Raw genomic sequence first — 24361 nt, 5'->3', positions numbered from 1 at the left:
TATAGAGGAGAATTCGGGAATTCTTTTATAACTTTTTCATAATCTCCTTTTAAAAAGAATTCTTTCTCAGGAAAACTTAAAGAATTGAGAATAAAAATTATAAATACTATAATTTTTTACCTTTCAGTTTATTTAAAAATTTTTCTGCTGAGACTTCGCCTCTTTCCTTTGTAAGATAATTTAAAGCAACAGCCTCCACAAGAACAGATATGTGTTTCCCAGGATTTAAAGGTAATTCAACATAGGGTATATTTATACCAAGGATATTTACTTTTTTTTCCTTAATACCAATTCTTTCAATATCAAGGGTTTCACTCCAGTCTATTAGTCTGATGATAATATCTATTTTAGTTCTTTCAAGACAGGAACTTGGTCCAAAAAGAGAAATTATATCAAGAATTCCTATACCTCTTATTTCAAGAAAAGTTCTGACATCTTCTTTAAAAGCTTCACCTATCAAAAAATTTTCAGGATGTTTTATAATTTTTACAAGGTCATCTCCAACTAGTTTATGTCCTCTTTCAACAAGCTCAAGAGAACATTCTGATTTTCCTATACCACTTCTTCCTATAAATAAAATACCTACATTGTAAACATTAACTATGTTTCCATGTAAAACTGTATAGGGAGATAAAAGAAGGGAAAGGATAAAAAAGATTTCTCTCATAAAAAGTGTAGTTGGCTCAGAAACAGAAAAAAGTGGAACCTTATTTTTTTTAGCTTCCTCCAAAAGATCCTCTGGTGGTTTAAATCCCTTTGTAACAAAAATAGCTGGAATTGGATATGAGAAAAATCTTTTTATAGCTTTTTCTCTTTCTTTTTTATTTAAAGATTTCAAAACAAGAAGTTCGGTTTCACCTATTATTTGAATTCTATCATATAGAAATATTTCTTCAAAACCTTTTAAAAGAAGTGCAGGTCTATTTAAATCAGCCTGCTGAACAATCGTATTAAATTTTAATTCCGGTGTATGATTTACAATATTAAACCTTTCTTTAAGGATTTTTATTAAATTTTTTAATCTTACTTCATTGAAATATACTTTTAAATTTTCAAATTCTTTCACTTTCCCTTTAGCTTTTGCTCGTATTTTTTTAGCTGATTGATTATTTTGTCTTTCAATTCATCCACAACTGTAAAAAAATCTGAATTACTTGCCTTTGCTTTTAATATTCCTTTTTTTGTAACTTCAATTATGATTTCCCCTGAATACTGTCCTCTCTGTTCTTCAAAGATTAAATTTGATTTTATTATGTGGTTTGAAAATCTTTCTATTTTTGATAATCTTTTTTCAATATAATTTTTCATATCCTCTCTTAATTCAAAATTCCTTGCGGTAATGTTTAAATTTATCATGATTAAATTTATAATTTAAAGGGGATTGAACCCTATAAATTTTAATATAAGATGAGGCTTTATTCAATAAAATATAATTTTGCTTCCCTGTGATCAAGTTTTTTAAAATCTTCCACTTTTCCTATAAATCTTACTTTTTTATCATAAAGCCAGATAATTTTTGTTGCAACACTCCTTGTAAAATTAAAATCGTGGGTAACAGCAAGGGAAGTTATCTTTTTTTCTTCCCATAGTTTTTTAGTTAATTTTGTTATTTTATCAGCTGTTTCAGGATCAAGCCCTGTAGTTGGTTCATCATAAAAAATATATTGAGGTTGATGGACAATGGCTCTTGCAATTGCACCTCTTTTTTTCATACCCCCTGATAACTCTGAGGGATAAAGATTTTCATATCCTCTTAGATCAACTGATTCAAGAGCTTCAAGTACTTTAAACTCAATTTCTTTTTTTGTTAACTTATAATGTTCTCTCAAAGGTAATGCTACATTATCAAAAAGGGTCATTGAATCAAATAAAGCACTTCCCTGAAAAACAAATCCTATTTTTTTCCTCAATTCTGTTAAACCATTTTCATTTATTTTTGTAATTTCTAAATCTTCATAAAATACTGACCCTCTTTCAGGTTTTAAAAGACCCACCATAATTTTAAAGAGAACCGATTTACCAGCTCCACTTTTCCCAAGTATAATTACAAATTCATTATTTTCAACTTCAAAAGTTATATCCTCTAAAACCCAGTCGGAGAATTTTTTATATATATTCTGTACTCTTATCATCCGAATATTAAAATACCAAGTATATAGTCAAGAACAAGAATTAATATTGAGGATAGGACAACAGCTTTTGTTGTTGCTTTTCCAACACCTTCTGCTCCTTTTTCAGAGGATAGTCCAGCTATTGCACCTGATAGAGTTAAAGCATAACCAAAAAACATTGATTTTAAAAGACCTCCAAATAAATCCTTTGGGAGAAAGAACATCTTTGTTCCTCTTGAAAATTCAAAATAATTTGCAACACCAGTTAAATTTGCTATAAACATACCCGAAAAGATGGCAACTAAAATGGCTATTGAAGTTAAAAGTGGTAATGAGATTATACCACCTACAATTCTTGGCATTACAAGAAATCTATAAGGATTTATACCCATTACATTTAAGGCATCAATCTGTTCTGTTACAACCATAGTGCCAAGTTCAGCAGCAATTCCCGAACTTATTCTTCCTGCTACTACAAGACCTGTTATTACAGGTCCAAGTTCAATCATACAAGCTTTTGCAACTCCTGAACCTATGTAAATAACAGGAACATAATCTTTAATTTGATAGGCTGTTTGTATTGTTGCAACCATTCCAACAAAACTGGATGTAAAGATAACGAGCAGCAATGAATTATGTCCTATCTCATAAATTTCATAAACAATTTCTCTAAAATATTTTTTAACATATTTAAGGGAAGAAAAAAAGTATAAAGTAGTATAGGATATTTCACTTAATATTTCTAAAAAAGAAAGAATAAATCTTTTAAAAGGGAATACCACTTTCACTTTCTTCAATAGATATAAATTCTCTTCCGGGATTTTCAAATTTCATAAATTCCTTTGTGAAGGTAAGGACAAATCCACCTACAGGTCCATTTCTATTTTTCGCCACATGGAAGTTAATTAAATTTTCTGAATAGGGTTCAGATGGTTCAAAAACTTCGTATTCTTCACGCTTTTTATACAGGAATAAAACCATATCTGCATCCTGTTCAAGAGCACCTGATTCTCTTAGATCAGAAAGTTTTGGTGGAGTATCTTCTTCTTTTCTTTCCTCTACTTTTCTTGATAATTGTGAAAGAGCAAGGACAGGTATATTTAATTCCCTTGCAAGTTTTTTCAGAGAGTCGGAAATGTAAGCAAGTTCTCTCTGTCTTGTCTCAAATCTGGGACCATGAACAAGCTGAATGTAGTCAATAAATATAATTTTCACTTTGTGTTCCAAAACAGCTCTTCTTGCTTTTGCTCTTAGTTCCTGTATTGAAATGGAGGGGGTATCATCAACAAAAATGGGTAAATTTTCTATTCTGCTTGCAGCATCAAGTAACCTTCTCATTTCACTATCTGTTAAGGAATTTAGGTTTCTGAATTTCATACTATCTATTTCTGATTCAAGAATTAAAAATCTCATTGCAATTTGTAATTTAGACATTTCTACACTGAAAAGAGCAGAGGGAATATTAAAATTTTTGGCAAGCCTATGCATTATGTTAATAATAAAACTTGTTTTTCCAACAGAAGGTCTTGATGCAACAACTATAAATTCCCCTGGATGAAAACCACCTGTAATTTCATCAAATTTTGTATATCCTGTTAAAATACCCCTTACACCTTCACCTTCCCTACCTTTTATATCTGAAATGAAATCTTTAAGTATATCCCTTATAGGCAAAAGTCCTTCCCTTATTTTGATCTGCGCAATATCAAAAATTTTTTTGTCAAGATCGTATAATATTTCCTCTGCTTGCTCTTCACCTTTTTCACATCTTTTTATTGTTTCATAAGAAAGTTCTATTGTTTTTCTAAGTATGTATTTTTCAGTCAAAGATTTTATATAATCATCTATATAAGCAGGATTGATTGCGTAATCCTCAAGTTCTGTAAGATACTCAATTCCTCCTATTTTGTCAAGAATGTTTTCTTTATCAAGAATCTCAGCCACATTTATTGGATTAATTTTTTTTCTTGAATCAACTACCTTTAAAATTGCACGATAAATATCTTTATGAGACGGTTCATAGAACATATCCTCTTTTACCTGTTCAAAAGCCTTGTGAGCTGCTTCTTCAGAAATAAAAATTGCTCCAAGAACAGCTTTTTCTATTTCTATATCAAAAGGAATTCTAATTTTTTCTTCTTTCATTAAAAAATTTTACTGTTTCCTTAAGACCTTCTTCAAGAGTCCATTCCGGTTCAAAATTTAGCTCTCTTTTAGCCTTTTCAATATCAAGAGCAATCCTTTTTATCTCACCTTCTCTTAAAGGTTTATATATGGGATCTTTTTTATAAAAGGTTAATTCCTTCAATTTTTTAAATATTTCATTTATATTAGTTTCTTTACCTGTTCCAATATTAAATATTCCTGATTTTCTCCTTAAAAGGTATTCAGTTGCCAGGTAATTTGATTTTATTACATCCTTTATGTAAATAAAATCCCTAGTTTGAAATCCATCTCCGTAAATATAAACTTCCCTGTTGCTTAACATTCTTTCTGTAAATATTGCTATTACACCTGCTTCACCAAAAGGATCTTGTCTTAGGCCAAAAACATTGCTGTATCTCAATGAAACAAAAGGTAATTTTTTTGAATAAAACATCCCATACATTTCACCTGTTTTTTTTGAAATTCCATAAGGACTCAAAGGAAAGGAGGAGTATTCTTCTTTTACTGGTAAGTTTTCCGGTTCACCGTAAACTGTCCCACCTGAGCTTGCAAAGATAAATCCTTTTATATTATATTCTACTGATTTTTTGAGGAGTATGAGTGTTCCTTTTATATTTACTTCCATATCCTTTAATGGATTTTTTACTGATTCAATGACAGAAGACTGAGCTGCGTGGTGATTTACAATATCAGGTTGAAATTTTTTAAAAATTTTTTCAATTTTTTCTTCATCCTCTATTGAAACATTTTCAAATTCTGCTTTTTCAGGAATATTTTCCTTTTTTCCTGTTGAAAGATTGTCAATAATCAAAACTTTATAACCCATATTAAGGTAAAGTTCAGAAATGTGAGAACCTATAAAACCTGCTCCACCTGTTACAATTACACGCATTTTAATTTAATTTAATTTAATTTAATCAGTTTAAACCTATAAATTTTTTTATTCTTATCCTTAACCAAAATAAAATAACTTCCCCTTTTTAAATTTAAGATATTTATTTTATCTTTTTCTTCTAAAATTTTAAAATTAACATTTCTTCCTGTTATATCAAAAATTTTAATTTCCTCTATTTGCTGAGAGGGAGTTAATATCAGTCTATTTTTGCTCATAAAACCTCTTATTTCATTAAAACCAGTAATTAAATTCCTTTCTTTTACTTTTGTAAAGGATCCCCTTAAAATATTAAATCCTGATAAGGGGTTATTGTAAAGATCAAATATGAAATTTTCCATAAAATAAACTGTATCACCAGGCCTTACAGAAGGTTTGCCGCCTTCTGTGGATAGAAAAACAAAAATATATTTATCATAAACTAAAATATTTCCTATCTGCCCAAAACCTGAAAGCCAGGAATGATTCTTAGATAGTTTGAAAACACTGTTAATATTAAATTTATTAATTTGATTGAGTGTAAAAATGTTCTCTGAAAAGTAAAAGGCAATAAAATCATCATAGTCAATTGAAGTATCTGGATAGGAATTATCATAGGCTAAAATACTATCACATACAGGATTTTTTAAATCAAAACTTCCTTCAATTTTAGCTTTCCCGTAGGAAATGTTACCTTTTATATCAAAAATTCTATATCCTTTTGTAAATATGGTATCATAAGTATAGATCTTTGAATCAGAACCTGTAAAAACAAACACAAGAATTTCAGGAGTTAACCAACTTGAATAAAAATAATTACCAAAGTTTCCGTTGATTTTAAAACCAAAAAAAGAATCAACATTTGAAAAATTGATATTAGGTCTATTTGTAGGTTCATTAAAAATTAAAATTAAAGAATCTCCATTTTCTATTCCATCACCAAGAACATTTCCTTCTTTTGCAATGGCTTTAATAAGTTTTGGTCCCTTTACATCATCAAAACTTCCTGTTATTATTACTTTTGATTTTTTCCAGAAACCAAATCTATCCTCCATTTTTATAAGAACAGTGTCTCCAACAGATACAGTAGGATAATTATTTCCTGAATAGGCAAGGTAAATTCTGAGAGTTTCTCCATTTAAAGACCATAAAGCACCTCCAAAATCTCCATAGGAATTTAACCAGGAGTGATTATTGGATAATTTAAAGAGTGTATCTACATTATATTTATTTACCTCCAATTTTGATGTGGGTTCACTGAATATGAAAATTACATGGTCATCAGGGTCCTTTCCATCCTGCTGAAAGGTTCCATCATTTGCTTCTGCTTTTAAAACTTTTGGTCCAACTGTGTCTTCTTCATAATAAATTTTTATATAATCGAGGTAAGGTGAAAATTCCGGATTGGATGTAAATAGTTCTAATTTATATTGAATGAAAGTATCAAGGGGATTTATGTAAATATAATTTGAAAGTGAGGATGTATCTGAAAATAGTGGTGGTATTTCTGAAAAAGGGACTGTATCATTAACATTGTTGAAACTTCTAAATCTAACACTGAAACTTCCCACTGGATTACCTTTTATTTTATATCCCTTAATATGAATCGGTCCATTTCTTCCTTTTATTTTTATAAAATTTGAAGTTAAAGTGCCTTTTCTCTGATATTTTGATTTAAATAACCTTGGTTTATAAGATGTTCCGATAAGGATTTCATTTTTTTTATATCCAATCCCTGTATTTGGAATTAGACTTCCAAGATTTGAGTAATGGTCAAGGGTTTCAATAAGATTCCATTTTACTCCATCATAGGAGGCATAGATTCTTCTCTTAGGATTTGTATTTTCACTATAAGTTAAAAGATAGATAATTCCACTTTTTGATTTAAATATATCAAAAATTGTAACATCTGAATTCTGGAATGTAACATAATAATTATTATCTTTTATTAAATAACAGGCAGTAGGAAGATTACATGCAAGAATAAGATTATTATTTCTCTCTGATAAGACTCCCCCTATTACACTTTTGGATGGTAAAAGTGGTGATATTGGATAAAAATTCACATCATCCAGAGTTTCATATACAACTATTCCTGTTCCATCACCTTTAATAACAGCAATTCCAAGACCATTTTTTGTTTTAAGTAAAGTTCTGGCATCAGGTTCTTGACCCGGAACCGATGGAAACTGGTATATGCTTTCCCACACATTCTGGGCTTTTATATACCTAAAAATCCTTCCTCTATTAGTGGAGCAATACATTTTAAAAGGTGAAAATATTAAAAAATCAGAAAAATCGTGTCCTGCAACATAGGGTGTGTTACTTGTCCAGGAAAAATTTTGGGGTGGTAGATTTTTTAATTCATTAGAATAAAGAATCCATCCTGCACTTGATTTTGAACCAACCCATAAATTGTTGCCATAGTCCTTTGTAAAGTAAAATCTTCTAACTGAATTGAAATTAATATAAGGTGAATAAAAAATTCTTCCTGATGAGAAATTAAGAGAGTCAAGGGTATAAAAAACTTTTAAATTTGCCTGAGTGTATGTGTAATCAAAAATACCCACAAAAACTGTATCCTCTGATTTTATTCCGATTCCCTTTACTTCATCTCCCCCAATATCAAAAATTGTAGAACTATTTACAAGAATTAATGAATCTTTTGAAATAAAAAGAGAGTCTCCTGATACAAAAGGATCTATCTGAAAGCCGTTTAAAAAAGTTTTTAAAGTATCATTGTTGATTATTGAGGTATCTCTTCCACCTTCCCATGTATCCTGAATAATAAAAGATAGTGAAATTAAAATGTCTATTATCAACTTTTTATTTTCTTAATTTCTTCAGTTAAGGCTGGAACTATTTCAAAGAGGTCTCCTATAATTCCATAATCAGCAATTTGAAAAATAGGTGCATTTGGATCTTTATTAATAGCTACTATAACTTTACTTGTTCTCATCCCTGCAAGATGCTGAAGTGCTCCTGAAATTCCACAGGCAATATATAAATTTGGTGAAACTGTTTTACCTGTTTGACCTACCTGATGGGAGTGATCTATCCATCCAGCATCAACAGCAGCTCTTGAAGCACCTACTGCTGCTCCAAGAACTTTAGCAAGCTCTTTTAATGGTTTGAACCCTTCTGGACCTCCAACCCCTCTTCCTCCTGAAACAATTATTTCAGCCTCTGCAACATCTATCTCTTCTTCCTGTTTTTCTTTGATTTCAACTATTTTTATTTTTTCTTCTACATTTGTTATTACCTTTTCAAATTTCCCAGTTTTTGGATTTTCTGAAATCTGAGCTACATTAGGTCTTACTGAAATTACAAATTTTTCTCCTCTAACCTTTTCCCAGACAAAAGCTTTTCCAGCTAAAACTGGTCTTTTAAAAATTAAATTTCCGTTTTCTTTTTTAACTTCAACAATATCCTGAATAAGAGGTAAATCTAAAAGAGCAGATACACCTGCAGAGATTATTCTTCCTGTATTTGAAGCTGGAAAAATAAGCACTTTAAAATTCTTTTCTTTTAAAAATTCGTAGAGAGAATTTATTATACCTTCTTCTGATTCAATTTTATTTTTGTTTGATATCAGATAAAGAGAATCCACTCCATATTTGAAAGCTTCCTCTTTTTCCACATTATCACCTATTGTAAAGGCAATTATTTCTCCTTCAAAATTTTTTATTCCAAAGTTTATAAGTTCAAGAGAATGTTTTTTTATTTTTCCTTCCTTATTTTCAAGATAAATTCCTATCATTTTTAAACCTCCTTTATAAAATTTTTGCTTCTTCCTTTAAAAGTTTAACAAGTTCCTTAACATTATCCGGAAAAGGTAAATTTATAATTTTACCAGTTTTTTTAGTTGGTGTAGCTTCATATCTAATTGTTTCTATTTTTCTATCAGTTAAATTTTGAGGTAATATTTCCTCTATATTTTTTTTCTTTGCCATCATAATACCTCTTAAAGAAGGATACCTTGGTTCAAACTGACACTTATCAAATATAATAAATGAGGAAAGGGGAAGTTCAAAAATTGCAAGACCCTTTTCTGTTTCCTTTGTAACTTTTAAATTGCCATTTGAGAGTTCTATGTTTACTGCCCCATATATATAAGGTTTTTGAAGTTTTGTTGCAATATAAATATGGACATAGTTTCTTTCATCATCAACTGCTTTTTTTCCACAAAAAATTGTATCAGGATTTTCTTTTTTTATTTCTTCAATCAATAAATTTGCAACCTGAATTGAGTCAAGTTCTGAGGGCTCATTAATCTTTATAAGTTTTGCTCTATCAGCTCCCATTGCAAGACCATGTCTTAATGTTTCTTTATATTCTTCATTACCCAGAGATAAAAGAACAACTTCTCCCTCCCCTTTTTTCTCTTTAATTCTTAAAGCAGCTTCTAAAGCATATTCATCGTAAGGATTCATAACAAAGGGGATGGAGGTGAGTTCAAGACCACTCCCATCAGATTTAACTCTTATTGGAACTCCTGTGTCTGGGACCCTTTTTGTTAAAACTAAAATTTTCATAATCCCTCCTTGATTAATAAGGGAATCAAACCCTTCATATTACAATTTTAGAGAGATTTCCGTATTTCTTAAAAACTTCCCATACTCTTTTTAGTAGATTGAGCCTATTTTCTCTTATTTCTTTATTATCAGTCATAACAAATACATTGTCAAAAAATTTATCAATTGGTTCTCTTAATTTTAAAAGTTCTCTAAAGGCATCTTCAAAATTTTCCTTTTCAAGATTTTTTATAAAAAGAGGTTCAATTTCCATTAAAGCATTATAAAGAACTTTTTCTTCTTCCTTTTCAAATAGATTTTCTTTTACTCTTCCATTTGTTTTTTCATTCTTTATAATGTTAAATACCCTTTTTTGTCCTATTATTACCTTTTCAAAAGTTTCCCATTCCTTTTCAAGGAATTCCTTCAGTACAGAGGCTTTTTTATAAATTATATAAAGATCCTTTGTATCACTCTCTATTATTGCGTCAACTATATCGTATCTTATACCTTTAAACTCCTCAAGGAAATTCTCAAATCTTTTTAGAATTTCTAAAGTTATTTCTTCTTTATTTGATTTTATTCTAATTTTTTGATTTTCAAAAAGGTTTAATGAAAACTCAACTATTTTTTCAAGGTCAAACTTGATTTGCTTTTCTGTAATAAGATAAAAAAAAGAATAAAGATTTCTTTTTAAACCCATTGGATCTTTTGACCCTTTGATTTTATAACCACTTACAAATAAAGCAAAAGCTGTGTCAATTTTATCTGAGAGAGAAATCAAAATCCCCTCCTTTGTTTCTGGTAATTCATCCTTGTAAAATTTTGGTAATCTATATTCTCTAAGAATTTTTATAGTTTTTTCATCCTTTTTCTGGATTCTTGCATATTCTGATGCTATAATACCTTCAAGTTCTGTAAATTCTTTTCCATCCCTTACCATTTCCGTAGTAAGGTCAGTTCTTAAAAGTTCTATAATTTTTTCAAGGAATTCTTTATTCTCAGAAATTTTAATATTTGAATTATTGATAAAATAATTAAAAAGTGATTTTACCCTTAAATTTTTATCATAAATACTTCCCAATCCCTTAATCCAAACTATTTCTTTAAGCAAATTTATCCTTTCTTCAAGGAGAATTTCGTTATCTTTTTCTATATAAAACTTTGCGTCTTCTAATCTTGCAATAAGAACATCTATTAATCCCTTTTTAATTATATTTTCTTTTTCTTCCTTATTATTTATAACAGCTATAAAGTAAGGTAAGATTCTTTTATCTTTTGATATAAGGGGAATATATCTCTGATGGGATTTCATAGCAGTAAAGATTACTTCTTTTGGAATTTCTAAATATTTTTCTGGAAATTCACATAGTATTACACCAGGATATTCCACAAGACCTGTGAGTTCTTCTAAGTGATTATCATCAATTACAGGTTCTGCATTTAATTTTTCACATATTATATTTATTTTCTCAAGAATTATTTTTTTTCTTTCATCAAAAGAGGGCACTACTCCCTCTTTTTTTAAAGATTCCTCATATTTTTCTATAGAATTTATTTCAATAATTTTATTACCGAAGAGTCTATTTCCTCTTGTTTTATTAGAGGTTTTAATAGGGAGAGAAAGTTCAAGAATTTCCTTATTCCATAAAGATAATATCCATCTTATCGGTCTTGCAAAAGTAAGATTTTCACTATTCCATTTCATCTTTTTAGGAAAGGGAATTTTTTTTATAATCTCCATTATATTCTCTTTTATTATATCCCTTGTGTCTTTTCCTCCTTTCTTTACTTTAATAAAAACATATTTTTTCCCTTCTATTTCTTTTATGTAAATTGACTTTTCATCACTTTTATTACTTTCAAGAAACTTTTTTAATACCTCACTTTTTTCACCTCTTTCATTAAAGGCAATATTTATTGGTGGACCTTTTATTTCTTCTTCGTATTCTTTCTGTTTTTCTGAAATATTTTCAATGAGTATAGCAAGTCTCCTCGGTGAACCAAAAACTTTTATATTTTTAAATTCAATTTTTTCCTCTTTAAATAAATTTTCAAATTCTTCTTTAAGTTTTAAAACAGCAGGTTTTATTGAAAAAGGTGGTAATTCTTCTGTTCCGAATTCAAGAAGATAATCAGCCATTTTTCTCTATATACTTTTTGGCTACACTGTTTGCAAGTTTTCTTATTCTTTGTATCATCATCTGTCTTTCAGCAGGTGATATAACACCTCTTGCATCCAGGATATTAAAAGCATGGGAAGTTTTAATAACTCCATCATAGGCAGGCATAATGAGGTCCTTTTCAATTAATTTTTCAGTTTCCCTGTACATTTCTTCAAAAAAGTTTTTCCATAAATCTGGATTTGCTATATGATAATAATATTCAGAGAATTCCCTTTCATTTTGGAGGTAAATATCTCCCCATTTAATATTTTCGTTCCAATCTATATCAAAAATAGACTTTTTGTTCTGTAAAAACATTGCAATTCTCTCAAGTCCGTAAGTAATTTCACAGGTAATAGGGTCAAGATCTATTCCTCCAATTTGCTGGAAGTAAGTAAATTGTGTGATTTCAAGTCCATCAAGCCATACTTCCCAGCCAATTCCCCAAGCTCCAAGAGTTTCTGATTCCCAGTCATCCTCAACAAATCTTACATCATGTTCTTCAATTTTAATTCCAAGTGTCCTTAAAGAATTAAGATAAATTTCCTGAACATCTTCTGGAGGAGGTTTTAGAACTACCTGGTACTGGAAATACTGCAAAACTCTATTGGGGTTATCCCCGTATCTACCATCCTTTGGTCTTCTTGTTGGTTCAAAGTAAGCACATTTCCAAGGTTTTTTACCCAAACACCTTAAAAAAGTGGCTGGATTAAAGGTTCCAGCCCCCACTTCAGAATTATAGGGTGTAAAAATTATACAGCCTTCTTTTTTCCAGAATTTATTGAGATTTTCAATTATTTCCTGAAAATACATGATTTAAATTTTATAATAAGTATTGATTTTCTATCAAAGAGGGGGTATAATTAATTCCAAGAGAAATTTAGAGGGTTCAAATCCCTTATTAAATTTTGAGGAGAACTAAAATGTTTGAAAAGGTTTCTGAAAAGGATGTTTCAAAGGCTATTACTATTTCTTTTTTAAAAATGTTTGAGGGAGTTATTGAAAGTGATGTTATAGTAGTTGGAGCAGGACCCGCAGGTTTAACTGCAGCAAGAGAATTGGCAAAGGAAGGTTTAAATACCCTTGTAATAGAAAGAAATAATTATCTTGGTGGAGGTTTCTGGCTTGGTGGATTTTTTATGAATAAGGTCACCTTCAGGGCTCCTTCTCAGGAATATTTGAAGGAAATAGGTATAAAGTTTGAGGAGATAAGTTCTGGTCTTTATGTTACTGATGGAGCTCAAGCTTGTTCAAAATTAATTGCAGCTGCAAGTGATGCAGGTGTTAAATTTTTACAACTCACAAAATTTGATGATGTTGTTATCAGAGAAGATAATGGGACTCCAAGAGTTTCTGGTGTTGTTGTAAACTGGTCACCTGTGGAAGGTCTTCCAAGACAAATTACTTGTGTAGACCCTATTGGTCTTGAATCAAAATTCGTTATAGATGCATCAGGGCATGATGCCTTCGTGGTAAAATCCCTTGAGCAGAGAGGATATTTAAAGTTAAAAGGTTTAGGTGCAATGTGGGTTGAGGCTTCAGAGGATGCTGTTGTAGAACACACAGGAGAAGTTTTTCCAGGTCTTGTAGTAGCAGGAATGGCAGTTGCTGAAACTTTTGGTCTCCCAAGAATGGGACCAACTTTTGGAGCAATGTTACTTTCAGGTAAAAGAGCTGCAGAAATAATTATAGAAAAACTCAAAATAGGTGTAAGGGTTTAGAAATTTAAGAAAAGCACCACCGTGCTTCCGAGTGTCCGTGTGAAAGTGTGTAAGGTTTTAACAATTTCAGAAAACCAACATACATAATCCCCAAAACCCTGCGAATCTCGAGAGTGAGGGTTTAGAAATTTCAAAAAAGGGAAACCTTAAGTCCTTTTATCAAAGGGTTTATATAGTTTTACTTGAATTAGATAATAAAAAAATTAAACCTGGAAGGCTTCCTTTATTTAATTTTAATGGGAGATACATTTATATAGGTTCTGCAAATGGAAAGGCTGGATTTAAAAGAGTAAAAAGGCATATAGAGCTTTCTGAGGGTAAAAGGAAGAATAAAAGATGGCATATTGATTATTTGCTTACAGAAGGAAAAATAAAATTTATTATTTTGATTGAGAAGAAAGAAAAGGAGAAACTTGAATGTAAGCTGGCAAAAATTTTTTCTAAAGAATTTGAAATTGAAGTTAAAAAATTTGGTTCAACAGATTGTAAATGTAAATCTCATTTATTCAAAATATCATAAAATTCTTTTACTATTCTCAACTTTTCTATCAGGTTGTATTAAAACCACTTTGTTATTATATTTAGGGGGTAGTTATAAACTGCTATCACCTTTTTGTTTAAAAGGTCTTCTTTTTTATAAAGTTTTGTTATCTCTAAGCGCTTGATTTTTTGATTCCTTGTTTACCAAAATAAATCCAACTTCTGTTATTATATATTATAATAACTTATGAAAAAAATTCATTTATATAAAGTTAATTATGAAGGAGTAAATTTTATAGAAATTAAAGAATTTTTTGAAAGAGAGGGTTTTGAAGTTTTTTTAGAAGAAGACCCACTTTTAAAACTTGAAGGAGAGGAATTGAATAAAAAGGCAGAATATTTAGCAAAAATAAGGGTTCTTGATCCTTTGAAAAGATATTTAAATGAAAATCCTTTTCCAGTTGAAATTGATTACGAAAGAAGAAATTTAAAGAATTTGAAAAGGAAAAAAGGTATTGTTTATGATGGATTAAAATTTTTAAAAATATACAAGGAATTTATTTCTCCTTTACAGAGAGATCTTGAAAGTTCTTTTACAATTTTCTTTACTGATCAACTTTTAGCCACTTATTCTGATAGATGGCATTTAAGAGTTATACTTTTTTCCTTTCCTGTTTTGATTTCAATTCCAGGGGTAATTTATGCACCAGCAAAGGATAGAGATTATTATATTGCAAAGAGCTTAAAGTCCTTACCCAAATATAAGGATTACTATTTAATAGAAGGTGATGAAAGGTTAAATCGGATTTTGATAAGTTATGTGATTCAGGGTATATTTTTTTATGATTCAATTTTAAAAAGAAGGGATTTTTTGTTCTGTGAGGATAAGAATTGTATTTTGTATAACAGTCACTTTCAGAGAGAAGTTATAAATGCTCAGTATAATTTAAGTTTCTGTGAATTGCATAAAAATGAATGGGATAAAATAATTAAATATTGATGTTTTCTAATTAAATGCTATAACTTTTGTTACCTTTCCTTTTTCCTTTATAAAACCAATTTCGTTTTTTAAAATTTTATTTTTCCTTCCGGATAAATCGTAAAATTCTCCTTTAAATTCCTTATAAACAAAAATACTTTTTTTATTTTTAGATTTTTCGAATTTTACTTTTTCGCTTATATTCACAAAGTTTGAGAGAAAATAAAAATTCCCTCTTCTGTTCTCCCAGTTTGTTATACTTATATCATAATTTAATGGAATTTTATATCTGATTAAAAATGTATCCCTATTCTGTGATATATTTTTATTTATGGATATCCAGCCTGATTCAAGAGAATATGTGTAAAAATTTATTGGAATTATTGAATTAATTCCTGAATCTATTTTAATAACATTTTCAATTTCACATAAATTTTTGAACTTAAAAGTATAAATTGGCATATTTTGTATCCTTATAAAAGTATCTTCTTTTGATACCCAGCTGTTATCAATTTCCGTGAATGTTAACTTTTCACAAACAAGATCATAAGGATTAGATGGTGACCATTGCCAATCAGGAGTGTTATGGAAAAAATTTCCGAAATTTTCAAAAATCACCAAAGGTTCCCACCATCCCCCAGCACCTATATCTAAATCTCCATCGTAATCGATGTCACATAGAGAAACTGTTGAGTAATAGTTTTTTGTATTATCAAGGATATAATCAGGACTTGTATTGGGGACCCCATTTAGATTTAAATAAATTTTTAAATTGCTTAAGTAGGGGTACAATTGTCCATTATTAGCAAATATTAAATCTGGGAAACCATTGTTATCAATATCACCAGCATCAACTTGAAGTGAACCATCTGAATCAACAGAATTCCAGGTTGGGATTGTATCAAGTTTACCATAATGATTAAAGAAGATTAAATTTGGTTCACCATCGCAGGCAACAATTAAATCAAGCCAGTTATCTTTATTTATATCATAAAACAGAACATCATAGGCATAATATTTATAATGGGAGTTATAATATGGCAAAGTATCAATAACTCCATAATTGTTTTTATAAATTTTTATATATTCCTTTATACCTGTATATCTTTCTCCCCCAGCAATTGCAATTTCTGCATATCCATCTCCATCTACATCTCCAAAATCGCAGGAAAAGGAGTAAGTACTATCTTTTGATTTCCAGAAGGGAGAAGGATTAACAGTTCCATTTAAATTTTTATATATAACAACATTTCCGGGTGAACTAAATCCTTGTGGACCTAAGTAGTTACTCACGGCAAAGTCAATATATCCATCATTATCGAAATCATTTATTGAAAGATGTCCTGAATATTCTGCATCAAGGGAAAACCAAGAGGGATTTATTTCAACTGCACCATTTATGTTAAAAAAAATTGTATTCTTTTGCCTTTGCATATCGTTTCCATTTGAAACTATGAAATCAAGGTAAGAATCTTTATTTATGTCAGCAAATCCTCCACCAGTTGAATAATATCCAGAACCTCCTTCCCAGTTTGGTGAATTTCCATAGGGTATTAGAAATAAAATTAAGTAAATTTTAACCATGATAAATTATAACAATATTAAGAAATTACTTCCAATTCTAACTTTTCCTTATTACCTTTTATTTTTATTTTATTTTTCCTACTTATTTTCCCTTCTATAATCATTTTTGCTATTTCGTTTTCTACATATTTTGAGATTATCCTTTTTAAAGGTCTTGCCCCAAATAAAGGATCATACCCTATGGAAATTAAAAATTCCTTTGCAGATTCTTCAAAAATTATTTCTATTCCTTTTTCCTTTAAAGAATCCTTTAAGGGTTCTATTTCAAGATCAAGTATTTTCTTTAAATCTTCCTTTGAAAGTGGTTTAAAAACAACAATTTCATCAATTCTGTTTATAAATTCAGGAGGCAAAGTCCTTTTTAAAAGATTTGAAACTCTTAATTTTTTACTCTCAAAATCTATTTCATCTTCAAGAAGAATATCAGAACCTAAGTTACTTGTCATTATAAAAATAGTATTCTTAAAATCAACAGTTCTTCCATGAGAATCTGTTAACCTTCCTGCATCAAAAACCTGTAATAATATGTTTAAAACTTCAAGATCTGCTTTTTCTATCTCATCAAGAAGTATAACTTGATAAGGTCTTCTCCTTACTGACTCAGTTAAAAGTCCTCCTTTTTCATAACCTACATATCCTGGAGGAGCACCAATGAGTTTTGATACTGAGTGTTTTTCCATATACTCAGACATATCAATTCTTAAAAGTGCATCAGGATCTTTAAATAAAAATCTTGCTAACTCCCGTGCAAGATGTGTTTTACCAACACCTGTTGGACCTAAAAATAAAAATACTCCTATAGGTTTTGACTTATTTGAAAGTAGAGCTCTATTTCTTTTAATAGCCTCAGAAACTGCTTTAACAGCTTCATATTGACCTATCACTCTGTTTAAAAGCTCCTCTTCAATCTTCAAAAGTTTTTTTATCTCTTCCTCAACAAGTTCTGAAGCTGGGATACCAGTTATTTTTTCTACAATTTTGGCTATATCATTTTTATCAACTTTATCATCAAACTTTGTTTGCTTTTCCCATTCTTTTTTCTTTTCTTCATAAATTTTTTGATAATTTTCCAGTTTTTCCTTTATTATTTTAGCCTTTTCGTAATCACCATACCTTGCTGAAGTTTCCCCTTCTTCCTCCAGTTTTTCAATTTCCTCTTTCAAGGATTTTAAATCTTCAGGCATTTCAGAGAGCTTCATTCTTACATAAGCACAGGCTTCATCAAGTAAATCTATTGCCTTATCAGGTAATTTTCTTCCCTGAATGTATCTTGCAGATAGCTTAGCAGAAGCCTCTATTGCATCATCAAGAATTTTCACCTTGTGATGTTCCTCGTACCTATTTTTTAAACCTTTAAGTATCTCTATAGTTTCTTCTATACTGGGTTCATTTACATAAATTGGTTGAAATCTTCTTTCAAGAGCTCCATCCTTTTCTATGTGTTCTCTATATTCATCAAGGGTTGTTGCTCCTATAACTCTTAACTCTCCTGAAGCAAGAGACGGTTTTAAAAGATTAGCTGCATCTATTGCACCTTCAGCAGCACCTGCTCCAACGATTGTGTGTATTTCATCAATAAATAAAATTATTTCTCCTTTTCTCTTTTTAACTTCGTCTATCACTGCTTTAAGTCTTTCTTCAAATTCACCTCTAAATTTTGTTCCAGCAAGAAGTGCGCCCATATCAAGGAGAAGTATTTTCTTTTCCTTTAAGGGATCAGGAACTTCTTTTTTCACAATTCTGTGTGCAAGGCCATTAACTATTGCGGTTTTTCCGACTCCGGGTTCTCCTATTAAAACAGGATTATTTTTTGATTTTCTTAAAAGAACCATTATAACTTTTTCAATTTCCTCGTCCCTACCTATTACAGGGTCAAGTTTACCAGATTTTGCAAGATTTGTAAGATCTATTGTAAACCTCTCAAGTGCCTTGTATTTGGTTTCTGCCTGAGGGTCTAAAACCCTTTGAGAACCTCTTATTTCGTAAATTGCCTTATAAACTTTTTCTTTATCAATATGATAGTCTCTTAAAATTTTTCCTGCTTCTCCATCTTTCTTTTCAACAATTCCAAGGAAAAGGTGTTCTGAGGCAATATATTCATCTCCCATTCTTTTTGCTTCTTCTTCAGCAATTTTGAAAACATCATTGAGTCTTGGAGTTATATAAATCTGATTAGCAGGATAAGAACCGAATTCTATCTGAGGTATTTTTTCAAGGCTTCTTTTAAGTCTTTCCCTGATGATCTGTGGTGATACTCCATATTTGCTTAAAATTTCAGAAACAGGTGAGTTTTCTGTATCTAAAAGACCTAAAAATAGATGTTCTACATCCAGTTGAGTGTGTTTTAAGTCAATTAGAATATTCTGTGCTTTATAAATGGCTTCTTTTGCGTTATCAGTAAATTTTTCAATTCTCATTTCCCTTTCCTCCTTTATTTCTAAAATAAATAACTTTGAAATTTTTAATTTGCAAGGTAAATTACATATAAGGTAAAATCTATTATGATTTTATATTTAATCTTTTTAATTTTTGAGACACCCCTTAAAGAGAACTATTATTTAAAAGGTGATTTGCTATCAACCCCGCATTCTTTTGATGTGCTTTCCTATAATCTTTTCTTATGGGTTGATGTTTATGCTGAGACCTTAGGAGGTAAAAATACTTTAAAATTTATGAGTAAAAAAAATGGACTTGACAGCATTTTCTTGCATCTTCATCCTCAACTTAAAGTGGATAGTATTTCAAATTCATCTTATTTTTCCCATTTAAATACTGGAATATTGAGCATAAAACTTTTAAATCCAGTTGATTCAGGTTTTATAGATAGTGTTTCCATATTTTATCACGGACAACCTTCCAGACAGGGAGGAGTTGGTTTTATTTTTATTCCTTCAATTCATCAGGCTTATAGTTTTACCGAACCTAATGGATCAAGGAACTGGTTTCCCTGTTTTGATGAACCTTCTGAAAAGGCTAAGATTTCTTTCCATATTCAAGTTCTTGATACTTTTGTTGTAGCTTCAAATGGTCTCCTTGATTCAGTAAAACAGATCGGTAATACAAAAATATATCACTGGAAAACTAATTATGATATTCCTACATACTTAATGGCTCTTGCAATTTACCCTTATAAAATATTATATGATTCATGGAATTCTATGCCTATAATGAATTTTGTTTATCCCTCTGATACTACCTCTGGAATAATATCCTTTCAGAAACTACCCCAGATGCTAACTTTCCTTTCAAATAAATTTGGTGAGTACCCTTTTAAAAGTGAGAAATACGGAAATGCTGAAGTAAATGCTTATTATTTTGGTGCAATGGAACACAATACTATTGTTTTTGTAGATGATTATTATGTAAGATACCCCGGTTATTTTTCTGAAATGGTGCATCTTCACGAAATGTCCCATCACTGGTTTGGAAATTCTGTTACATTGAAGGAATGGGCTGATATATGGTTAAATGAAGGTTTTGCTTCATACTGTGAAGCCTTATGGAATGAATATAATTATGGATATTCCTCTTATCTTAGTTATATTCATTACTTTCAACAAAATGTTATAAACAGTTCTCTTGAATGGATTTCTCCTATATATAACCCTCTTTACCTTTTTTCTGTTATTACTTATGATAAGGGAGCCTGTGTTTTACATATGTTGAGATTTCTTATAAATGATGATACATTATTTTTTAATGCTTTAAGGGATTATCATTTAAATTTTAAATATAAAAATGCCTCAACAGAAGATTTAAGACTTTTTCTTGAAGCAAGGACTGGATTTAATCTTTATAAGTTTTTTGACCAATGGGTTTATAAGGTTGGTCATCCTATAATAAAATGGAGTTACGATGTAATTTCTGATACATATTTTATAAATATTAAGCAAACCCAGGATACACAGACTTATAATACAAGTATTTTTAATTTTCCTCTTGAAATTGGTTTTCTTAGGAGTATAGGTGATACAATTTTTGTTAGAGTTAAAGATTCCCTTCAGAATCAGATTTTTAAAATTTATTTAGGATTTACTCCAGCTTCTATTCTAATTGATCCAAGGAGACATATTCTTATGGAAAAAACCTATGTAGGGTTTGAAGAAGGTTATGTTAAAAATGAAAGTAAGGAAAAAATAAAGATTTACTTTAATAAAGAATATTTCACTTTGCCTTTAAAAGGAGATTATGTAATAAAAGTTTTTTCTTCTGAGGGTAGAGAAGTTTTTAAAAAAGAATTAAATAATGTTTTTAGTTTTAAGTTTAATAAATCTGGTAATTACTTTGTTCTTATTAATAAAGGGGAAAGAGTTTATAAGTTTAAATTATGGAATTTAAAATAAAAAGACCTATTATTGTTTACAACCCTAAAAAAGAAAATGTTAATTCTATCATAAAAAAAATTGAAAATTTTTTTAAGGAAAAAAAAATAGAATTAGAACTTACTTCTGAGCCTGAGAAATTAAAAAAAAGAGATTTTGATATTGTTATAACTCTTGGTGGTGATGGAACACTTTTAAAGGCAGTTCACTATTTCCCTGATTCTATTTTTCTTGGTGTTCATATGGGAAAAGTTGGTTTTTTATGTGATGTAAATAAGGATAAGATTGAAAGTTATCTTGAAAAAATTATAAAAAATGATTTTTCTATTCTTGAGAGAGAAACAGTTTTTATAGAATGGGATAACAAAAAATGTTTTGCACTCAATGACCTTTTAATTAGAAATGAGCCATCAGGAAGAATTATGGAATTTGATCTTTTGATTGAAAATGTTAAGTTCTTCTATTCTGCTGATGGGGTTTTAATATGTACCCCAACAGGTTCAACTGCCTATAATCTTGCTCTTAATGGTCCAATTCTTTACTATGATCTTAAAGGTTTCTGTATAAATGTTATTGCCCCTTTTAATGTAAACGCAAGACCAATTGTTGTTCCTTCTGGTAAGAAGGTTTATATTATTCCAAAGGGAAAAACTAACATTCCCAAATTATGGGTTGATGGACAGATGGAGTTTGAATTACCGCTTAACAAAAAAATTTTAATCTCAAGTAATGAAATTAAAATAAAGTTTATAAGTTTTAAAGATAGGGGAAAAAGTATATATAAAAGATTAAAGGAAAAGTTTAATTTTTAACATGCTATTATACCTTCATCTTAAAAATTACATATTAATAAAGGAAATAGAGCTTTCCTTCAAGGAGGGATTTATATGTTTCACAGGAGAAACAGGTGCTGGAAAATCAATGATTCTTGAATCCCTTTTGCTTTTAAAAGGTGAAAGAGTGGACTGGAGCATATTTGAGGGTTTGAAAGAAGTTTATGTTGAGGGTATTTTTAAATTTGAACCTGATAAGGAAATTTTTGATAAATATGAAATTCCTGTTGAAGAAGAAATATCTGTTCAAAGAATACTTTATCCTGCAGAGAAAGTTTCTAAAATAAGAGTTAATGGAGTTCCTGTATCTCTATCTATATTGAAGGAGATATTTGATAAAATAATTGAAATTCATGGACAGAGTTCTCAGTTTTACTTTCTTAATAAAAGAAATTACCTTGATATAATTGATAGATACTCCTTTTTAACAGAAGAAAGTGAAAAATTTGAAAAACTTTTTAATTCTTATAAAAAAAGTTTAAAAGAATATAATGAACTTCAAAGGGATTATGAGAGAATATTAACAATGAAAGATTTTATGGAACATTCAATAAAAGAAATGAAAGAAATAGATATTGAAAATATTAATGTAAGTGAAATTTTTGATAAATACAGAAAATTGAATGAAAGGAAAGAGCTTAATGAAAAAATAAATGAAATTTTATACGAATTAGGTGAAGGAGAGGACTCGGTTATAAACAAGATTGGAAGGATATTAAAAAATGAAAATCTCTTTAAAGAAATAGGTAAAAGGGGATTTGAACTTTTAAAGGAAATAGATAACCTCCTTGGTGAAGCACTCGGTGAATTTGTAAAGATAAGATTTGAAGAGGAAGAAGAAGAAAAAAAACTTTTAGAACTTGAGAATTTACTTCAGAAAATTGAGGATTTAAAAAGAAAGCACAGAACAGATGAAGAAGGTCTTTTATTTTTATATAAAAAATGGAAGGAAGAACTTGAGAATTTTGAAATTTTAAAAAATAAGATAAAAGAAATGGAGAAAAATTTGAAGGATTTGGAAAAAAATCTTGAAGAAAGGGCTAATATGTTATCAAAGGAAAGAAAAAGAAAAACAAAAGAATTTGAAAAAGAAGTTGAGAAGATGCTTTTAAATCTTGGTTTCCCTTATGTAAAATTTGAGGTAAAATTTTATGAAAGAGATTTATACGAAAGAGGAAAAGATGAAGTGGAGTTTTTAATTTCAACTTCAAAGGATAAAAGCCCTTTTCCCCTATCAAAGGTTGCCTCAGGTGGTGAACTTTCAAGAATAATGCTTGCTATAAAAACTTTAATTTCTGAAAGGGAAAGTAGCAAAATCCTTCTTTTTGATGAGGTTGATACAGGTATAGGAGGTGAAGTTGCAAGAATTGTTGGGAAAAATTTAAAAACTTTGGCGAAAGGAAAACAGGTTTTCTGTATAACTCATCTGCCGCAGATTGCATCTTTTTCTGATTACCATTTTCATGTTTATAAGGATGTTAAAAACGGAAAGACTATAATTAAAGTAAAGGAACTTAAGAGTATAGAAGAAAGAAAAAGAGAAATTGCAAGGATGATCGCAGGTAAGGAAATTGATGAAACTTCTTTAAATGCTGCTGAAAAATTGCTTAGTGAAGGTATAAAATGAATGAACTTTTTAAAATTCAGAACATCCTTTCTTTAACAAGATTACCAATTCTTTTTTTTGTTATATATTTTATAAAGGAAAATAAATCAAAAATAGTTTTATTTTTACTTTCTCTTGCTGTTATCACTGATATTTTTGATGGTTATATAGCAAGAAAAAGAAAAGAGAGTTCTGAACTGGGTAAGATTCTTGACCATGTGATTGATAAGATTTTTTTTAATTCAGTTTCTATATCTCTTTATTTTTTTAAAGGTTTACCTTTATTTTTTGTTATTATACTTTTTTTGAGAGATTTTGTAAGTTTATTTTTCGGTTATTTATTGTGGAAGAAAGGAAAAGTTATTGGTTCAAATATTTCTGGTAAACTGGCAGGTTTTTTTCTCTCTTTACTTTTTATTTTTTATTTACTTAATTTTCCCTTAAAAGAGTATCTTGTATTTTTATCCCTTTTTTTTATAGTTTTGGCTTCTACCTCTTATTTTGTAATTTTTTTAATCTTGTGGAGGGAAAGTTATAAAGTAAAAAAAGCTGGGTAAATTAAGGTATTATAAGCATTGCATCACCAAAACTGTAAAATCTGTAATTTCTTTTAAGAGCCTCTTTATAACTTTCCCTTAATAAATTTTCATCCTTTACAAAGGCAAGGGTTAAAAGTATAGGGGAGAGATTTTCAAGGTGAAAATTTGTAAGTAAGATATCGGTAATTTTAAATTCAAAACCAGGTTTTATTATTAAATCAGTATACCCTTTTCTTTTACCTGTAAGTCCCCATGTTTCTAAAGCTCTTGTTACAGTTGTTCCCACTGAAATAATCCTTCCACCATTCTTTTTGGTTTTTTCTATTTCCATTAAAGTTTCCTCAGGAATTTCATAAAATTCCTTTATAATTTCTTCATCTTCTATATTATTAAGAAATGTAAAAGGACCTACATGAAGTGTAAGTTCTTTTACTTTAATTCCTTCTTTTTTTAATTTTTTTATAAGTCTT

At 29.5% G+C, this 24361-nt stretch carries 21 protein-coding genes and 1 pseudogene; 7 read left to right on the top strand and 15 right to left on the bottom strand.

What is annotated here, in order from left to right:
* Positions 1–106: 106 nt before the first annotated feature.
* From hprK to ABIN17_07590, 11 genes are read right to left on the bottom strand one after another with little or no spacing between them, the layout of a single operon-like run.
* Positions 107–1066 (bottom strand): HPr(Ser) kinase/phosphatase, encoded by a 960-nt coding sequence (gene hprK, locus ABIN17_07640; protein ID MEO0284920.1) that lies wholly within the window; start codon positions 1064–1066, stop codon positions 107–109.
* The gene (raiA, locus tag ABIN17_07635) at positions 1063–1356 is read right to left on the bottom strand and encodes a ribosome-associated translation inhibitor RaiA (GenBank protein MEO0284919.1); all 294 of its coding nucleotides are present in this window, start codon (positions 1354–1356) and stop codon (positions 1063–1065) included. Before raiA ends, hprK begins: the two co-directional genes overlap by 4 nt.
* 59 nt (positions 1357–1415) lie before the next feature.
* Complete coding sequence (locus ABIN17_07630) at positions 1416–2132, bottom strand: ATP-binding cassette domain-containing protein (protein ID MEO0284918.1); 717 nt, start codon at positions 2130–2132, stop codon at positions 1416–1418.
* Positions 2129–2899 (bottom strand): ABC transporter permease, encoded by a 771-nt coding sequence (locus ABIN17_07625; protein MEO0284917.1) that lies wholly within the window; start codon positions 2897–2899, stop codon positions 2129–2131. The genes ABIN17_07630 and ABIN17_07625 overlap by 4 nt, the downstream gene beginning before the upstream one ends.
* Positions 2877–4256, bottom strand: a complete 1380-nt coding sequence (gene dnaB, locus ABIN17_07620; GenBank protein MEO0284916.1) for a replicative DNA helicase — start codon at positions 4254–4256, stop codon at positions 2877–2879. Before dnaB ends, ABIN17_07625 begins: the two co-directional genes overlap by 23 nt.
* The gene (locus ABIN17_07615) at positions 4237–5169 is read right to left on the bottom strand and encodes an NAD-dependent epimerase/dehydratase family protein (protein MEO0284915.1); all 933 of its coding nucleotides are present in this window, start codon (positions 5167–5169) and stop codon (positions 4237–4239) included. The genes dnaB and ABIN17_07615 overlap by 20 nt, the downstream gene beginning before the upstream one ends.
* Before the next feature lie 11 nt (positions 5170–5180).
* The gene (locus ABIN17_07610; protein ID MEO0284914.1) at positions 5181–7970 is read right to left on the bottom strand and encodes a T9SS type A sorting domain-containing protein; all 2790 of its coding nucleotides are present in this window, start codon (positions 7968–7970) and stop codon (positions 5181–5183) included.
* Complete coding sequence (locus tag ABIN17_07605; GenBank protein ID MEO0284913.1) at positions 7967–8908, bottom strand: electron transfer flavoprotein subunit alpha/FixB family protein; 942 nt, start codon at positions 8906–8908, stop codon at positions 7967–7969. Before ABIN17_07605 ends, ABIN17_07610 begins: the two co-directional genes overlap by 4 nt.
* A 13-nt stretch (positions 8909–8921) precedes the next feature.
* Entirely contained in the window at positions 8922–9683 is a 762-nt protein-coding gene (locus ABIN17_07600) for an electron transfer flavoprotein subunit beta/FixA family protein (protein ID MEO0284912.1), read from the bottom strand.
* Between the two features lie 34 nt (positions 9684–9717).
* Positions 9718–11805 (bottom strand): glycine--tRNA ligase subunit beta, encoded by a 2088-nt coding sequence (gene glyS, locus ABIN17_07595; GenBank protein MEO0284911.1) that lies wholly within the window; start codon positions 11803–11805, stop codon positions 9718–9720.
* On the bottom strand, positions 11798–12640 hold the full coding sequence (locus tag ABIN17_07590) for a glycine--tRNA ligase subunit alpha (protein ID MEO0284910.1): 843 nt from the start codon (positions 12638–12640) through the stop codon (positions 11798–11800). Before ABIN17_07590 ends, glyS begins: the two co-directional genes overlap by 8 nt.
* Positions 12641–12750: 110 nt before the next feature.
* Between ABIN17_07590 and ABIN17_07585 the strand changes: the two genes are divergently transcribed.
* Positions 12751–13548 (top strand): sulfide-dependent adenosine diphosphate thiazole synthase, encoded by a 798-nt coding sequence (locus ABIN17_07585; protein ID MEO0284909.1) that lies wholly within the window; start codon positions 12751–12753, stop codon positions 13546–13548.
* A 79-nt stretch (positions 13549–13627) separates the two neighbouring features.
* A complete protein-coding gene (locus ABIN17_07580) occupies positions 13628–14068 on the top strand; it encodes a GIY-YIG nuclease family protein (protein ID MEO0284908.1) in 441 nt (146 codons plus the stop codon).
* Here ABIN17_07580 and ABIN17_07575 read toward each other — a convergent pair.
* Positions 14063–14243 (bottom strand): annotated as a pseudogene (locus ABIN17_07575) (tRNA-binding protein). The gene ABIN17_07580 and the pseudogene ABIN17_07575 sit on opposite strands and share 6 nt — an antisense overlap.
* A gap of 32 nt (positions 14244–14275) precedes the next feature.
* On the opposite strand from ABIN17_07575, the gene ABIN17_07570 reads away from it, so the two are divergent.
* A complete protein-coding gene (locus ABIN17_07570; GenBank protein MEO0284907.1) occupies positions 14276–15028 on the top strand; it encodes a DUF6775 family putative metallopeptidase in 753 nt (250 codons plus the stop codon).
* A gap of 6 nt (positions 15029–15034) precedes the next feature.
* Here ABIN17_07570 and ABIN17_07565 read toward each other — a convergent pair whose 3' ends face one another.
* Both ABIN17_07565 and ABIN17_07560 read right to left on the bottom strand, forming a co-directional pair.
* Positions 15035–16591 carry a VCBS repeat-containing protein gene (locus ABIN17_07565; protein ID MEO0284906.1) on the bottom strand — a complete coding sequence of 519 codons (1557 nt, stop codon included), beginning with the start codon at positions 16589–16591 and terminating at the stop codon, positions 15035–15037.
* A 17-nt stretch (positions 16592–16608) separates the two neighbouring features.
* Entirely contained in the window at positions 16609–19008 is a 2400-nt protein-coding gene (locus tag ABIN17_07560) for an AAA family ATPase (protein MEO0284905.1), read from the bottom strand.
* Between the two features lie 84 nt (positions 19009–19092).
* Here ABIN17_07560 and ABIN17_07555 point away from each other — a divergent pair, with 84 nt between their 5' ends.
* Genes ABIN17_07555 through ABIN17_07540 form a run of 4 tightly spaced genes read left to right on the top strand, consistent with a single transcriptional unit; the run spans position 19093 to position 23909 of the window.
* Positions 19093–20934 (top strand): M1 family metallopeptidase, encoded by a 1842-nt coding sequence (locus tag ABIN17_07555; GenBank protein MEO0284904.1) that lies wholly within the window; start codon positions 19093–19095, stop codon positions 20932–20934.
* A complete protein-coding gene (locus ABIN17_07550) occupies positions 20919–21725 on the top strand; it encodes an NAD(+)/NADH kinase (GenBank protein ID MEO0284903.1) in 807 nt (268 codons plus the stop codon). Before ABIN17_07555 ends, ABIN17_07550 begins: the two co-directional genes overlap by 16 nt.
* Position 21726: 1 nt before the next feature.
* Positions 21727–23373 carry an AAA family ATPase gene (locus ABIN17_07545; GenBank protein MEO0284902.1) on the top strand — a complete coding sequence of 549 codons (1647 nt, stop codon included), beginning with the start codon at positions 21727–21729 and terminating at the stop codon, positions 23371–23373.
* On the top strand, positions 23370–23909 hold the full coding sequence (locus ABIN17_07540) for a CDP-alcohol phosphatidyltransferase family protein (protein ID MEO0284901.1): 540 nt from the start codon (positions 23370–23372) through the stop codon (positions 23907–23909). Before ABIN17_07545 ends, ABIN17_07540 begins: the two co-directional genes overlap by 4 nt.
* Before the next feature lies 1 nt (position 23910).
* On the opposite strand, the gene ABIN17_07535 is transcribed toward ABIN17_07540, so the two are convergent.
* Positions 23911–24361: S-adenosylmethionine:tRNA ribosyltransferase-isomerase (locus ABIN17_07535; protein ID MEO0284900.1), on the bottom strand; the 451-nt coding region annotated here is incomplete at its 5' end.

The sequence above is a fragment of the candidate division WOR-3 bacterium genome (assembly GCA_039803925.1).
Classification (GTDB): domain Bacteria; phylum Hydrothermota; class Hydrothermia; order Hydrothermales; family JAJRUZ01; genus JBCNVI01.
The sequence above is the reverse complement of the archived record's forward strand: the minus strand, read 5'-3'. Positions and strand labels throughout refer to the sequence as shown.

Excerpts from the sequence above, each read along its gene's own strand:
- glyS (MEO0284911.1), bottom strand. The coding sequence starts at position 11,805 with ATGGCTGATTATCTTCTTGAATTCGGAACAGAAGAATTACCACCTTTT.
- ABIN17_07550 (MEO0284903.1), top strand. The coding sequence starts at position 20,919 with ATGGAATTTAAAATAAAAAGACCTATTATTGTTTACAACCCTAAAAAA.
- ABIN17_07555 (MEO0284904.1), top strand. The coding sequence starts at position 19,093 with ATGATTTTATATTTAATCTTTTTAATTTTTGAGACACCCCTTAAAGAG.
- raiA (MEO0284919.1), bottom strand. The coding sequence starts at position 1,356 with ATGATAAATTTAAACATTACCGCAAGGAATTTTGAATTAAGAGAGGAT.
- ABIN17_07605 (MEO0284913.1), bottom strand. The coding sequence starts at position 8,908 with ATGATAGGAATTTATCTTGAAAATAAGGAAGGAAAAATAAAAAAACAT.
- dnaB (MEO0284916.1), bottom strand. The coding sequence starts at position 4,256 with ATGAAAGAAGAAAAAATTAGAATTCCTTTTGATATAGAAATAGAAAAA.
- ABIN17_07630 (MEO0284918.1), bottom strand. The coding sequence starts at position 2,132 with ATGATAAGAGTACAGAATATATATAAAAAATTCTCCGACTGGGTTTTA.
- ABIN17_07585 (MEO0284909.1), top strand. The coding sequence starts at position 12,751 with ATGTTTGAAAAGGTTTCTGAAAAGGATGTTTCAAAGGCTATTACTATT.
- ABIN17_07545 (MEO0284902.1), top strand. The coding sequence starts at position 21,727 with ATGCTATTATACCTTCATCTTAAAAATTACATATTAATAAAGGAAATA.
- ABIN17_07600 (MEO0284912.1), bottom strand. The coding sequence starts at position 9,683 with ATGAAAATTTTAGTTTTAACAAAAAGGGTCCCAGACACAGGAGTTCCA.
- ABIN17_07560 (MEO0284905.1), bottom strand. The coding sequence starts at position 19,008 with ATGAGAATTGAAAAATTTACTGATAACGCAAAAGAAGCCATTTATAAA.
- ABIN17_07570 (MEO0284907.1), top strand. The coding sequence starts at position 14,276 with ATGAAAAAAATTCATTTATATAAAGTTAATTATGAAGGAGTAAATTTT.
- ABIN17_07615 (MEO0284915.1), bottom strand. The coding sequence starts at position 5,169 with ATGCGTGTAATTGTAACAGGTGGAGCAGGTTTTATAGGTTCTCACATT.
- ABIN17_07540 (MEO0284901.1), top strand. The coding sequence starts at position 23,370 with ATGAATGAACTTTTTAAAATTCAGAACATCCTTTCTTTAACAAGATTA.
- ABIN17_07565 (MEO0284906.1), bottom strand. The coding sequence starts at position 16,591 with ATGGTTAAAATTTACTTAATTTTATTTCTAATACCCTATGGAAATTCA.
- ABIN17_07590 (MEO0284910.1), bottom strand. The coding sequence starts at position 12,640 with ATGTATTTTCAGGAAATAATTGAAAATCTCAATAAATTCTGGAAAAAA.